The sequence below is a fragment of the Paenibacillus sp. GM1FR genome (assembly GCF_002803315.1).
Taxonomy (GTDB): domain Bacteria; phylum Bacillota; class Bacilli; order Paenibacillales; family Paenibacillaceae; genus Paenibacillus; species Paenibacillus amylolyticus.
The window spans coordinates 156,646-171,312 of the sequence record NZ_MKZL01000066.1 but is presented as its reverse complement, the minus strand read 5'-3'; the positions used below and the strand labels follow the sequence as shown (position 1 = coordinate 171,312).

Here is a 14,667-nt window from a genome sequence, read left to right as displayed (position 1 = left end):
ATCGATTATGACTCGCAGCGGACAAAAGTTACTTGTTTTCCTAGAATCACATTCTCAACCTTCCATCCGGCATTTAACCAGGATAGTGCCTGTGTATGATTATTGGAATTATTCACCCACCATTGTTCGCGATTATACGCTGTAGGGGGTAACGTAAATCCGAGAATCTCCTCAAGCTCTGCATATGTAAGGGTAATTGAAACTTGATTCAAATAGTTTTCCAAGGGGAAGTATTTGCTGTAGCTCATTTAGTCAGACCTCCTGAAAAGGAATACAATGATTATACAACGTGGGGATGACGATAGCGAGGGCATGCCGAGAGCATACATAGTTATGAAAGGAATCCGTAGATCTCTCTTACTAGCAAACAACCGTGCATAAGCCTTATTGTTCCGGGTGTACTTGAGAGAGTAAAATAATAGGTGATATACGAACATTAATACGTATTTATAACATAGATACCTCGGACTAATCCGGGATTCATAGAGGTTCAAGTGTGTTTGATGAACATCATAAGATGCATGGGAAGGCAGGAGATTAGATGAGTACACTTTATGATCAGGCGATGGAAGAGATGATGACGACGATCCATGAATGGTTTGATGAACAGGAAAAGCGGGATGACTTGGAAAGTGTTGTGAAGCGAACCATGCTGCAAATGGGTATTTTTAATGATATTGTACTGGATTACAAACCTGGACGGACCACGGTAGACAGCCTGGATCTGGGTTTGGATGATGATGTGCAATCGAAGCAGGCAGGAGCTTTTACCGAGGAACAGGTACGGAACGAGATCGGGCCTAAGCTTGTAGAGGTTGTTCAGGGAAGATTGGACAAGCTGGGAGATACTCCGTTGATTGACTACCGCTTCACCTTGCGAGGGAAATTCCCAACAACCGAAGGCAAGCTGCAACTGACTTTATTGGAATGGATCAACGAAGAGAAAAGAAAGCTGCTCCTTGAGCGTATTCATACCTATGTGGACAAGAATCTGGAGAACAGTACATATCCAACGAAGCCATTGGAATCCTTCTTTTTGACGAGTCATCTGCTCGATCCAAAGCTGTTCCCGGAGTTGGATGTAGCATGGACCATCAGGCTGTATGACCGGATACAAGAGTTGAATCAGGGGCGTCCGGAGGTACTTGCGGAACATCGTGGTGAGATAACTCGTGCGGTGACGACATGGGCGGAGAATCAGTTTTTGCCACAGTATTATGATGTTCAGTCTTCGCCTTATCGTACCAATGAGTATTCACTAAAGCCCGGAGCAACGCTGGAGTCGAACGTTGAGACACAGGCAGGCCAACATTTGGACGAGCCTGGGAAGGAGCAAACATCCGAAACTCAACCAATCGATCTGCTATTATACGCGGCGGTCATGATTCTACGTTTTGAGCCGAGTTATAGTAAACCCAAAGGTGTGACTTTTCTGGAGCTCGCGAAGCAACTCGGTAGCAAACGTGCGGCACGTATGATGACAGAAGGTAGCGGAACGTATGCGAAGGACGATATTCATGTGAAAACGGAAGAAGTGGAATGCAAAGCAAATGATGTATTTGCTCTGATGACCATTCACATTCGTAAGGAAGAGGCTGGTGCCTATCAACAGGCACTTACCTTTATCACTCATTTATTGAAACAGGGCTTTCCGAAAGGTTATAAGATCAAGCTCAAGTCCAGCGTAAAGCAGTATTTGCCGATCAAAGGACTTGCGAAGTCGGATACCCACCGATTCTTTGCCAATGCACTGGAGTACCCGGAGCTGCATCCACTCCTGGAAGAGTATGCGCGTGAGGCTATCCAAGAGTTTGAGTTCTACGAGGATACCGAGGGAGAGAAAAGCTGTATGCCGGGCAGTTATGCAACCTTTGGACTGGGGCTTGTGGATGAGCAGTATTTCCCGTTGGTTGAATATTACATGGGTGAAGTGGATGATGAGCATCAGTTGATTCAGGATAAGTTCATTGCGGCATTTGTGGAAAAACAGGGTGTAACGGCTCAATCCATACCTGCGTTAGTCGCCAGCTTGCGTCGTTCGACCGATAGTCTGAAGCTGAAGATTCAGCCCGAGCTGGAGAATGAGGAAATACTTGAACTGCTGGTTAGACAGATTCAAAAACTTGAGCATTATGAAGCGGAACGTGTACTCTATCTGATCTTTGGCAAAGTGGAGAAGCTCTCAACGCTTGCTCGCAAGGCCGAGGGGAGACGGAAGGAATTATTGCTGGAACTGTTGCAGGCTGCAGGGAAGTGAAAATGTAAACAACACAAGTAAGATTGTGCTGTGCCAGCCAGTAAAACATTTTAGAGAAGTGAAAGTGCATAAGGAAAGGTGGGGGAAGTTGTGGAGGCATTGAGACGAGACATGTGGCAGGCGTTGAATGCTCAGGACAAAGAGGCTTGGATGCGTAAGCTTGTTCGTCAGTTACCAGATGGTATGGTATATGAGGGCCTCGAGACATTTGAACGATTTGGTCAGCGGATGGAGACAGGTGTATTTACGGAGGATGGGCTGAGATTTGTGTTTGTCCCTGGGGATCAAGTAACGCTCGGCTGGGATCGTTGGCAGCATGGTATGAACGAAGAGACCTCAGCCGACCTGCATGAAACGGTCAGTGAGTATGGTGTGGAGGACGTGGATTCGTTTCTGGCGAGTCAGATGTCACCTGTAAGAATGGTCAACATTGCGCCGATGCTTGTTGAATGCGAACTGATCTCACTTGGCTGGATTGAAGTGTCCAAGGAGGAAGCATTTGCACAGGAAAATTCTGATTTCCCGTCAGCACTGGAGCAGTTTAAGCAGTCGGAAATACGTGAATATGAATTGCATCAACAATTCCGTCTGATTCGCCAAAGTGAGAATGAAGTCCGAATTCTGTGGTTCAACGAAGGAATAGAGTTGGAAGACGTTGTGAGGGAGGAAGCTGCGGCGGGTTTTGGTTTGCTGACTGAAGACGAATGGGAGTATATCTATGGCGGCGGTTGTCGCACGTTATTTCCCTGGGGTGACAGCTTCGACTATACGATGAGATTGAAGCACTTTGGAAGTCTGGAAGGCGTGGATGAAATTGTGGATGGAGTGGCAGAGACGGCCTCTTCACGGGGTGAAGAAAAGGATGATTGTCCTTATGATCTGGAACTGCCAAATTTCTTCGGAGTGCAATTTGCCGGAGACCCCTACAAGTATGAGCTTACACTGGATTCGGCTGGGGATGTGATGCCCAAAGGCGGAGACGGTGGGAGCCTGATATGTGGTGGTACAGGGCCGCTAGTTGGTTTCTTGCCTGCTGCTGCGGTCTATTATCGAGACGTTAATGCCAGTGAACTCGACTGGGAGGATTTGATGGATGCGATGATGTATCGCAGGGTTATTCGTTTGGCTGAACTAAAGGTTTGATGGGTTAACCGAAACAGCTATTAAGCGGTAGCATCCATACGTAGAAAGAGATTTAGTGAATTCTAAAGGGCAGTTGACAGATAAATGAATAGATCTGTCGCTGTCCTTTGGAATGTTCCATTAGGGCCAGAAGATGGAAGAAAAAGTAATGAATATTTAGATCAAAAGTTCTATACTTAACGAGTCTCAACCAAATCCATTACACAGAGAAGGAGTTAAGTATGTCCAGAGTATCCAAATGGCTCATCGTCAGTTTAGTTTCAATTTTTATACTCAGCATGTCGCAATTCACAGTCTCAGCGTCCACTTCAATAACTCAAACGGCTCAGAACGCAGAGCGATCCATTTCATCCACAGATCGGGTGCAACATAACATTCGTTTTGCAATCAGAGGCACGGAGGTGACCGTGACTACGCTTCGAACGAGTTTTGATACTGGTGAACTCAAAGAAAATGAGTACCATTTTACCGATCCAGCTATTCTCCCTAGAATACATACCGGTCTGACGACAACTTCCCATCAGTATGATCCTATCGTTAGTGACACACCAGCAGGGTTAAAAGGATACATAACTTATTATGCCACGGATGATAAGCAGCATTATTACGTTTTGTACGAGTATGACTATAGCTCGAACACACTTCGCAAGGTCCATGAGGGCGAAAACCGTATCCACTTGGAACCTCAAATCGGAATATATTATACGATCTATGAGAAAAACGTACCTAAATCCAACTACTATTCCATGGTCACAGGAAAAAAAGTATACACTCGCGGAAAGCTTTTGCTGGAAAGGGATTTTACAGATACCAAATATGTGGTATCACCGATTCCACAAACCCGTAATTTTGGGGTTTATTGCACAGATACTTTAGATTGTCACTATCTTGAATATGGCGGTATAAAGGGGAAGAAGGCCAAAGTAAGCGACTTGTGGATGAAGCCCGACCAGAAGACGGGCTTGTCTACTAAAGCTTTTCAGGTAAGTGCAGATGTTCATCTAAATGTTTCTCAAGGCAACACGAGGGATCGGAAATCAGACTGGACTGTGGTTGTAACCAAAAATGGCAAAAAAACTACACTGATTAAAGAGCGAGTGGGCTATGTGCAATCATTTATCTCACCCGAAAGAAAAACATTGGTTCTGGTCACAGAGAACGGTCTGGATAGTAAAATGGAGTCGTCCAAGGTACAAGTCTATGATTTGAAGACCCTTAAGCGGATTCGTTCCTATGATTCTCCTTATCGCGCTCGTACCGAAAGTATCCAGTGGATTACTGAGGATGAGTATATTATTGAACAGTATTTTTCCAATCCAGGCTCTTACCCGCCATCCTTATATGTTATTTCAGAAAATAAACATCTTAAATTGAATTATGGTACGTACAGTGACTGGAAAAAATATTGGAATTCTTTTCAGTTCTCTAATGTGTTTTTCCCGATGGAACCTGTAGCTATTAAGTCTGATCAGGGTGTATTGGAGTATAAAGGGCAGCCCACCTTCTATATGGAAGGTCAGCATTATGTTCCTTTAGAAGAATTCACTAAAGCATTTCATATTCAATATAATCTCGGGAAGGATCGGCTCACCTTCACTCGTGGTCAGCGTTCTTCCAGTGTGAATCAACCTTCAAAACAATTGTTGACGCTATACAATCAGACCTTTATTCCTTTAGGTCAGTGGAGTAAGGACTTGGGGCTCAAAGTGTCGGAAACAAAAGCAACTGGTTACAACAAACAATTAAGCATGAGCGATGAAGAAAAGGGAACTGATCTAGCCATGGATTCCAAAATTCTTCCTTTTCATGCAAGAGCACGATGGATGGATCGGGTAGGGGAGAGTTACCAATTAGATCCGGTAAATACAAGGCCGATGGAATCAGCTGTGCCAGACCGAATTGATGGTGTGGTGCTTAATTTTGATCGAACATTGACCATTTCCTCCTCTAAAGAGTCAATTACAGAGTTGCTGTTCATCAATCCAGACTACACTTCGGTGCTCGGGAAAGTATCTTTAACGGACATACCTGAGAGGAAGTGGGGATTTAGCACAGCCAAGATTCCAGAAAACATGTTACAAGATGGTGTGCTTAACGTGATTGTTCCCGTGAAAGAAGGAAAATCAACGATGGTGTACTCCTTAAAGCTTCCAGAACCATTTGATAAAAATAAATTCTAAAGATTCAAAAAACACACATCAAATCAGCCCCAGCTCATAGAGTGGGACCGAAATGATGTGTGTTTATTTTTGTTTATTTCACTTTTTGTACGGATACTGCCATTTGCTCCAGTTGAGTGTGAGTCAATTGGTTATTCGGCGAGCTGATGGTTACATAACGATCGTCCAGCTTGAATGTGAGCATATCCGTTTGGTCTGGTGTATACCATTTGGCTGATACGCCATTAGGCAGTTTTACCGTTTTGCCATCATAGCTGAACGAGTAGTCTTTAGGGGATACCGTGACATTCATACGATTAAAAACAAAGTTTACACCATCACCACCCACACCTACGCTTTTGAACGTATCTCCAGCAACCATATGTTGTGGGGCATAGGCTGTTGTGAACCCGTCAAACTTCGCAAATGCTTTGCGAATGTTATCCAATTGTTGTTTGCTATAGTTCACATCTGCAAATGCAGTGATCCCTTGATCATTGTTGCTGTTGGCTTTTTGAACAGAGACAGCGACTTGTTGCAACTGAGCTTGGCTCAGCTTATGATCCGGGGAGCTAAGGGTAACGTAGCGATCATCCAGTTGGAATGTGAGCATGCCCGTTTGATCTGGTGTGTACCATTTGGCAATAACACCATTGGACAGTTTCACGTCTTTGCTCGTATAACCGTCCGAATAATCTCTTGGAGACACATCCACTTTCATATGGTTGAAAACAAAACTGACGCCGTCGCCACCCGCACCTACACTTTTGAACGTGTCACCTGCGATCATCTGCTGAGGGGCATAAGCGGTCTCGAACCCATCGAATTGTGCAAAAGCTTTTTGAATCGCCTCTTTTTGTGCTGCGCTATACGTTACATTTGTCAAAGCTGATGGATTGCTTGTTGCTTGGCCGATAATGACCTGTCCTTTTTTGCCGTCATAGGATACAGGCACATGCAGTGCATCGGCAAGCGCTCGTACGGGCAGATAAGTAGAGTTGTTATAAGTAATTGGCACAAGTTTGTTGCCATTGCCATCCGTTGGTGAGTAAGCCGCGCCATCGACATTAAAGCTGATTCCATGGTTAAGGTATGCAGAGATTTTCTCCAGTTGCGTTCCGGCAAATACACCCGTTGCTCCTGTTAATGTCATGCCCAGTACCATCATCGTTGCTACGGATTTCTTCATGTTTTTTTTCATCCTATATCTCTCCTTCAAGTTGGGGTTTGGTTTGTTTAATGGGCTCGCTGTCCCTTATGGCTTTATATTAAACCCCGAACATATCCAGAATAATTCTGAATTATCTCCAACTTGTAAACATGTGTATATAAACGGAGAATGTAGAACGAAAACGGAAGCTGCTTGGTGTGTTGAACGTATTCTTTGCCGAATCGAAACATTTTAGTTAAAAAGATAGAGGATTAGTCCGCCAAAACCAAGTACAATCGCACCAACGTATACATAGGAAAGTTTGCTTAGGTTTTGCTTTGTGCGGCGGTCATATTCGGGGTTGCTGGTCTGATTGGCTTTGGAATTTCCGATGATCATGGTAGCAATACCTCCAAATAAGGCGATACCCACAATTAAAACATAAGGCAACCAGGTCATGAATGGACCTCCTTCGCGAATAATATGATATGTCTTTATTGTACTTCAGGATAACCTTTGATGTAAGCTTTAGTTGAGAAATAAAGGAAAATGAAGTATCTATATTACAGTATGTATGTGGTCTTGGATCGGAAAGATCACTACAATTTCATATTTTTTTAATTCAAAAAAACCTTGATATAACAGGCGTTCGCAACTTTCTTCACTGAAGGCTGTGAATTTTTTTTGTCCACAGAGTGATCCAGAATAGAGAACCCTGCGTTACACCCTATGAAGACGACGACAAGGAAAGAAATTATACACACAACATAATCGAGGAGTGAACACGTAATGAAAATGAAGATGAAGAAGTTTATCGCACCTGTACTTAGCTTGACACTGTTGATGCCGGGGATCGCTGGAGCAGCTGCCGCACCACAGACACCAATGACCATGATGAAAGCATCCGTGAACACACCTGCGGCTGACCTGAGAGCAAACCTGGACCACCTGTTGTCCGAGCACTTTGCACTCGCAGTAACGGCAATGGCCAAAGCATATGACGGAGCAAAAGATGCAGATGCAGCCTACAAAGCACTCGACCAGAATGCACTGGATATGCAACCAGCAATCGCTTCCCTATACGGTGACGCAGGTGCCAAAGAATTCGAACGCATCTTCCGCGCTCATAACAAATACACAGATGATTTGGTGAAAGCAACCAAAATGGGCAACCAGGCTGGAATCAAACAAGCACAGGCAAACATCAACGGTTTCGTGGATGAGTTCTCCACATTCCTGAGCACAGCTACCGAAGGCAAGTTGCCAAAAGCAGCAGCCAAACAGGCGCTGAAAGTACATGAAGATCTCGTGCAAAAAGTATTTGATGAGTATGTAGCTGGAGATTACGCTGATGCATACAAGGCTTACCGTGAAGGTTTCAAAGAAATGTTCGACGTAAGTAAGGCACTCTCCACGGCCATTACTACACAAATGCCTGAGAAATTCGAAAATACCAAAGCGGATACAAAAGCAGCTGATCTGAGATCTGCACTCAACCACTTGGCTTCCGAACACTTTGCGCTTTCGGCTCTGCAAATGCAAGAGGAATTTGATGGACGTACAGCCGCTTCCAACGCACTGATTACAGCTGAAGCTGGAAACACAGCTGACTTCAAAGCAGCGATTGCTTCCGTTTACGGTAACGATGGTGCCAATGCTTTCGAGAAAATTTGGGTGACCAATCACGTTAACGCGCAAAGCGACTATGTAAAAGCTGTTAAAAACAACGATGCTGCGGCTCGTGCAGCAGTAGAGAAACGTATTGATGGATTTACAACAGAGTTCGCTACATTCCTGGATTCAGCAACAGCTGGCAATCTGCCAAAAGCAGCAGGACAACAAGCGCTGACAACGCATGAAAATCAAGTACAAAACGTATTGAATCAATATGCAGCAGGTAACTATGATGCTTCTTACACAACAAATCGTGAAGGCTTCAAAGTGATGTTTGGTGTAGGTCAAGCTCTGGGTAACGCTATTGTGACTCAATTCAATGACAAATTCCAAGAGTCAGCAACACCTGCACCAGCGCCAGAAATGACAACGGTGTGGATGCAACTGAACAGCAAAATGCTGAAAATTAACGACAAAACAACCAACATGGACACCACACCAGTGCTTTGGAAAAACACAACATACATTCCACTGCGTTTCTTGAGTGAAGGTATTGGCGCAACGGTGAAATGGGACAAAAAAGCACAACAAGTAACGGTAATGGCTGGTGATGATACCCTTGAATTCTGGGTGAACAACAACGTTATGGAAGTGAACGGCGTGAAGAAAAATGTGGGTGCAACGGTATTTGTAAACAAAGATGGACGTACGCAAGTACCTCTGCGCTTCATTGCTGAACTTCTGAACTGGGACGTGAAATGGGCACAAAAAGATGGCTCCATTACGCTGACGAAATCGATGTAATAGTAGAGTGAAACAAGATTAAAACAAAAGAGCTGCCCCATACGGCAGCTTTTTTGTATTCACCCAAAAGTTCAAATATTTGGTATAATCATCGAGTAATGACCTACATAACAGCTTGAATAGCCGATGGAGTCTAGAATGATGTATGATAATTTGGTATAAGCAAAATGAAAAGGGGGACAGAGGAATGAGTACATCATCAAAATCGGAGCGCCCAGCGAGAAATGTGGATACCCGGTTATTTGTTGCTTGGGCCGTTTCCGTTATCGCAACAGGGGGGAGTCTCTATTTCAGTGAGATCAAGGGCTTTCTTCCATGTGATCTGTGCTGGTACCAGCGCATATTCATGTATCCACTAACCATCTTGCTGGGCATTGCCTACTTTAAAGATGACGTGGGCATCACCAAATACGTACTCCCACTTAGTTTCGTCGGTGGTGGCATTTCGTTATATCATGTAACGATCCAGCGTATTTTTTCAGCTACAGGTAATGCCGTTGCGTGCGGTAAGGTTCCATGTTATACCGACTATTTGAACTGGTTTGGTTTCATCACGATTCCATTACTGGCACTGATCGCCTTTATTATCATCATCGTGATGCTGTGGGGTATCGGCAAGACACCAAAATCTTCTTAATAAGAAAGGATAGATGGTGATGAGCGGACAAGCTCGTTGGTTCATGCCCTTCATAATTCTGCTCCTCCTGACGGTGGGATGCTCTTATGAGGAACAGTCACAATCAGGCGAGATGCCAGAGATGATCAAAGTGAAACTTGACGTTCCAGAGAAGGCTTCTCTTCATAAACCAACACGGTTGCAGGTGAAGCTTACACAGGGAGACGCACCGTTAAGTCATGCTGACCATGTGCAATTTCAGATCTGGAATGAGCTTGATGATCCGCCTTCTGTCTCTCCGGAACAAGGTATGATGACAGCCGACGAACTGGAGAATCAGGGGGCTATTACGGCTACTGAGGCAGAGGAAGGGCTGTATGAAATCCAGCATACCTTTGAAGAACCAGGTACGTATGTGGTACAGGTCCATGTTACGCACGGAGCTATGCATAGCATGCCGAGAGCGAGAATTGTAGCGGAATGAAGCAGCGGGCGGGTAGCAAGGGTTTGGTTCAGGGTTAGCAGTAGGTTTATAATGTTAAAGGTATGAAGAATGTTGTAGGAAAAGAGGGTGTTATGGCAACTATTCATGATGTTGCACTCAGGGCAGGAGTTTCTGTAACTACCGTCTCGCGTGTATTAAACAACCGGGGATATATCAGTCAGAAGACTCGGGACAAAGTGTATCAAACCATGGACGAACTGAACTATCGACCCAACGAAATTGCCCGTTCTCTTCTGCGTAAGCAATCCAATGTGATAGGCTTGATTATTCCCGATGTATCCCATCCGTTTTTTGGAGAACTGGCTAGCTATGTTGAGTATCATGCTTACCAGAATGGATTTAAAATTATGTTATGCAATTCCCACATGGACCCTTCCAAAGAGCGTGAATATGTGGAAATGCTCAAGGGTAATCGCGTGGATGGCATTATTATGGGAAGTCATACACTGGAAGTTGATGAGTATATGAATCTGCATTCCCCAATCGTGACCTTTGATCGCAAGATCGGTGAAGACATCCCGTTTATCTCATCTGATAACTATCAGGGAGGGGTTATGGCTGCTGAATTGCTGCTCTCGAAGAACAGACGACATTTGGCACATATCTGCGGTAATTTGGAATTGCAAATGCTGTCCAATCGCCGGACGACAGGTTTCGTTGATACCTTGCAGGCTCATGGAGTCAAACCGGTCATGATTCATGAAACCGATCTGAATGTGTTTGATCAGCATCAGTATACGGAATTGGTGGATAAGCTGCTTGCACAACACCCCGAGGTGGACGGGCTCTTTGTAACGAGTGATCTAATGGCGGTGCATGCGCTGAAGCAGATCGTGTTAGGTGGGCGCAAGGTACCCGACGATATTGCTATTATAGGTTATGATGATAGTCGTGCGGCAGCGTATACCGTGCCTGGCATTACAACGATCAGGCAGCCGGTGGAGGCCATGGCTAAGCTGGCGATTGATCTGATTCGGCGCCAACTCGCGGAAGAGAAGATCGAAATGGAGCATATTTTGCCGGTTACCATCGTGGAGAGAGAGACGACCTGATACAGGTCGTTTTTTCATATTCGTCCTTTTGCAACGGAAAAATAAAGGCACGATATTTTTTTTAAAATCGTATGTCAAACGATTGACATGTCAAACCTTTGACATTATAATTCGATTTGTAAGCGTTTCCTTTTAAACTATTGATCGGGGGCCATAACAAGATGAAAAGAGAACAGAGATGGATGAAATTATCGGTATTGTCATTGATTATGATGCTTGTATTGTCGGCATGTGGAAGTAAAGCAGCGACGGAGTCCAACTCCTCCTCAGAGGGTAGCAGCAGTGAGAGTGTTAAAATCACCTTGCTTAATTCCAAGTCGGAAATTAACAGTCAGTTGGAACAAGCAGCTAAAGACTTTCATGCCGAAAATCCAAATATCACACTCGAAATTGTACCCGTAGGCAGTGGACAGTCTCCGTTTGAAAAAGCGTCTGCTCTGTATGCCTCCGGCAGCCCTACAACGATGATGATGCTGGATACAGGGGATGTCGAGAAATTCAAGGATCGTGTTCTGGATCTCACATCCGAGTCTTGGATGAAGGATGCTGTGGAGAACAGTACAGTGGCTACAACGTTTGATGGCAAAAATTATGCCTTCCCGTTCTCTATTGAAGGATATGGATTCATCTATAACCAGAATGTCTTGGATCAGGCGGTAGGTGGGACATTCGATCCAAAGTCTGTACAGACCACTGCACAGCTTGATGAGTTGTTCCAAAAGATCGCTGCTACTGGAAAATCACCTTTGATTGTATCTCCGATGGATTGGTCGCTTGGTGCGCATTATCTGGGGCTTGCATATGGCGGGCAGTCTTCAGACCGTGCGAAGGTGGATCAATTCATTACTGATCTGAAGGCAGGTCAAGTGGACCTTGCTTCCAATGCCGTGTTTAATGGCTTGTTAGATACATTTGATCTGATGAAAACCTACAATATTGACAAGGCTTCTCCACTGTCCGGAACCTATGAGCGTGGACCTGAAGTGCTTGGCAAGGGTGAGGTAGGTATCTGGTTCCAGGGCAACTGGGCATGGCCACAAATTTCAAGCTTTGATACAGCAGATGGAAAATATGGCTTCCTCCCGGTACCTGTGAGCAATAATCCAGATGATTTCGGTAATACGCAAATCTCTGCTGCCGTATCCAAACGAATATTGCTGGATAAGGAAAAGAGCACACCAGCGCAGCAGGAAGCAGCGAAGAAATTTTTGGACTGGATCGTTTATAACGAAAAAGGTCAGGATTTCCTGGTGAATCAAGCCAGTATTATTCCGGCATTCAGCAACATTACATTGGAGCCAACCGATCCACTTGGCAAATCCATTAGTGAATACATCAAGGCAGGCAAAATCGAGGAATCAATGAGCACACTTCCTGCGGATCACTGGTCCAAACTGGGTGCATCCATGCAGAAATATTTGGCTGACGTCATTGACCGTGCCGGACTTGCCAGTGAAATTCAGGCATACTGGAGCAACGTGAAATAAAGGAATTAATCATAGCCCTGTGCAGCACATAGAGAGAGACTTGCGGTACGCCGGAGATGGTGAACATACAGCTTCCACACGAGGTCTGTTCGACTTGTTTCCGGTATAACCGCCAGGCTAATCATTTGGATAGAGTGGAGGTTGACAATGCTGACCGAAAAAGGATTATGGACACGTCTGCGCACCCGCCTGATCTTTACTGGCCCGACATTATTTGCGTTTGCTACGGTGATGATTATTCCATTTTTGTATGGTATTTATTTGACGTTTACGAACTGGGATGGCATTGCCATAGATCAAAACTTTGTTGGCTGGGATAATTACATCGGTGTGTTCAAGGACACCGTGTTCTGGAAATCATTTGGGATGACGCTGGAGTACGTATTTATTACCGTTGTGCTGACCAATGCGGTTGCCTTCCTGCTCGCTTACGTTGTAACTCGGGGAATGAAGGCACAGGGCTGGTTTCGGGCTGGATTTTTCCTGCCAAATCTGGTGGGCGGAATCGTGCTTGGTTTCATCTGGCAGTTTATTTTTAATCAGGTACTCGTCTTTGCAGGACAAAAAATGAATCTCACGCTGTTCTCCACCTCTTGGTTGGCTGATCCGGATAAAGCGTTCTGGGCTCTCGTTGTGGTGACCGTTTGGCAGTATGCCGGTTATATGATGGTTATCTACATTGCAGGACTGATGAATGTGCCGAAGGATGTTATGGAGGCAGCCAGCATTGATGGGGCAAGTAATCGCAAAATGCTGGCGCGCATTGTATTGCCACTGATGGTTCCTTCGTTTATTGTATGCATCTTTTTGTCACTGCAACGGGGATTCATGGTGTATGATCTGAACGTCTCTTTGACCAGTGGCGGGCCCTTCAAGAGCACAGAGATGGTATCCATGCATGTTTATGAGCAGGCCTTTCTTGCTCGTGACTACGGATTGGGTCAGGCGGAAGCCTTTGTTCTGTTTATCCTTGTAGCCGCCATTACATTGCTCCAGGTCTATTTCAGCAAAAAACTGGAGGTCGAGGCATGATGGCTGGACAATCGCGCATTCTCAACTGGATGAAGTTTATTGCATTAATCATTGTGATGATTTTGTTTGTATTTCCGTTTGTGCTTCTAATCGTCAATTCGTTCAAGGCTAACCAGGCAATTACCTCCGATCCGCTGGGCTTGCCAAGCTCCTTTCAATTCGATAATTACGTCAATGCGTTTGACAAAATGGGATATGTATCCGCATTCAGCAATTCGTTGCTCATTACCATTGCAGGTGTATTACTGATTGCTCTTTTTGCGGCGATGACAGCCCATTACTTTGTTCGTCACAAAAGCAAGGTGAATCAGTATCTCTTTTTCCTGATGGTAGCTGCGATGATTATTCCGTTCCAGGCCATTATGATTCCATTGGTTAAAATATACGGCTCGCTCAGCCTGCTGGATAACAAGTGGTCGCTGATCTACATGTATATTGGCTTTGGCAGTCCGCTCGCCGTATTTATCTACCATGGCTTTATCAAAAGTATTCCCCTGGAGCTTGAAGAAGCGGCTCTAATGGATGGCTGCGGCAGAGTGCAGACCTTTTTCCGTATCGTACTGCCAGTGTTACTGCCAACAACCGTAACGATTAGCGTGCTGAATGTATTGTGGATATGGAATGATTTTTTGCTGCCTTCTCTGGTACTGACTTCATCCGAGCAGCGTACGCTGCCGTTGTCCACGTTTTATTTTTATGGGACATATACAGTGGATTACGGTCCATTGATGGCTGGTCTGGTGTTGACCCTGCTACCTGTCCTGATCGTTTATCTGTTTGCGCAGAAGTACATTATTCAGGGGGTCATGCAAGGGGCAATCAAATAAGTTCAGTCGGGTGATATAGAG

The 14,667-nt window shown here is 44.9% G+C and carries 13 protein-coding genes; 10 read left to right on the top strand and 3 right to left on the bottom strand.

Going from position 1 to position 14,667, the window contains the following annotated elements; all coding sequences use genetic code 11:
• Positions 1–5: 5 nt before the first annotated feature.
• Positions 6–248: a DUF7662 domain-containing protein gene (locus PAEAM_RS30105; RefSeq protein WP_036606815.1), complete on the bottom strand. Its 243-nt coding sequence runs from the start codon at positions 246–248 to the stop codon at positions 6–8.
• Positions 249–541: 293 nt separating this feature from the next.
• Here PAEAM_RS30105 and PAEAM_RS30100 point away from each other — a divergent pair, with 293 nt between their 5' ends.
• The 3 genes from PAEAM_RS30100 (at position 542) to PAEAM_RS30090 (ending at position 5,580) form a co-directional block, all read left to right on the top strand.
• Entirely contained in the window at positions 542–2,257 is a 1,716-nt protein-coding gene (locus tag PAEAM_RS30100) for a DUF6138 family protein (protein ID WP_100529872.1), read from the top strand.
• A gap of 90 nt (positions 2,258–2,347) precedes the next feature.
• Entirely contained in the window at positions 2,348–3,400 is a 1,053-nt protein-coding gene (locus tag PAEAM_RS30095; protein WP_133120500.1) for a hypothetical protein, read from the top strand.
• 221 nt (positions 3,401–3,621) lie between these two features.
• Entirely contained in the window at positions 3,622–5,580 is a 1,959-nt protein-coding gene (locus PAEAM_RS30090) for a hypothetical protein (protein WP_100529870.1), read from the top strand.
• A 73-nt stretch (positions 5,581–5,653) separates the two neighbouring features.
• On the opposite strand, the gene PAEAM_RS30085 is transcribed toward PAEAM_RS30090, so the two are convergent.
• Entirely contained in the window at positions 5,654–6,760 is a 1,107-nt protein-coding gene (locus PAEAM_RS30085) for a stalk domain-containing protein (protein ID WP_100529869.1), read from the bottom strand.
• A gap of 201 nt (positions 6,761–6,961) precedes the next feature.
• Positions 6,962–7,168, bottom strand: a complete 207-nt coding sequence (locus PAEAM_RS30080; RefSeq protein WP_017692174.1) for a hypothetical protein — start codon at positions 7,166–7,168, stop codon at positions 6,962–6,964.
• Between the two features lie 336 nt (positions 7,169–7,504).
• On the opposite strand from PAEAM_RS30080, the gene PAEAM_RS30075 reads away from it, so the two are divergent.
• The 7 genes from PAEAM_RS30075 (at position 7,505) to PAEAM_RS30045 (ending at position 14,646) form a co-directional block, all read left to right on the top strand.
• Positions 7,505–9,127: a copper amine oxidase N-terminal domain-containing protein gene (locus tag PAEAM_RS30075; RefSeq protein ID WP_100529916.1), complete on the top strand. Its 1,623-nt coding sequence runs from the start codon at positions 7,505–7,507 to the stop codon at positions 9,125–9,127.
• 187 nt (positions 9,128–9,314) lie between these two features.
• Positions 9,315–9,764, top strand: a complete 450-nt coding sequence (locus tag PAEAM_RS30070) for a disulfide oxidoreductase (RefSeq protein ID WP_047841622.1) — start codon at positions 9,315–9,317, stop codon at positions 9,762–9,764.
• 19 nt (positions 9,765–9,783) lie between these two features.
• Positions 9,784–10,227 (top strand): FixH family protein, encoded by a 444-nt coding sequence (locus tag PAEAM_RS30065; protein WP_165790108.1) that lies wholly within the window; start codon positions 9,784–9,786, stop codon positions 10,225–10,227.
• A 92-nt stretch (positions 10,228–10,319) separates the two neighbouring features.
• Positions 10,320–11,300 carry a LacI family DNA-binding transcriptional regulator gene (locus PAEAM_RS30060; RefSeq protein ID WP_100529867.1) on the top strand — a complete coding sequence of 327 codons (981 nt, stop codon included), beginning with the start codon at positions 10,320–10,322 and terminating at the stop codon, positions 11,298–11,300.
• Between the two features lie 161 nt (positions 11,301–11,461).
• On the top strand, positions 11,462–12,787 hold the full coding sequence (locus PAEAM_RS30055) for an ABC transporter substrate-binding protein (protein ID WP_100529866.1): 1,326 nt from the start codon (positions 11,462–11,464) through the stop codon (positions 12,785–12,787).
• Positions 12,788–12,934: 147 nt separating this feature from the next.
• Entirely contained in the window at positions 12,935–13,819 is an 885-nt protein-coding gene (locus PAEAM_RS30050; RefSeq protein WP_036606829.1) for a carbohydrate ABC transporter permease, read from the top strand.
• Positions 13,819–14,646 (top strand): carbohydrate ABC transporter permease, encoded by an 828-nt coding sequence (locus PAEAM_RS30045; protein WP_036607075.1) that lies wholly within the window; start codon positions 13,819–13,821, stop codon positions 14,644–14,646. The genes PAEAM_RS30050 and PAEAM_RS30045 overlap by 1 nt, the downstream gene beginning before the upstream one ends.
• Positions 14,647–14,667 lie beyond the last annotated feature (21 nt).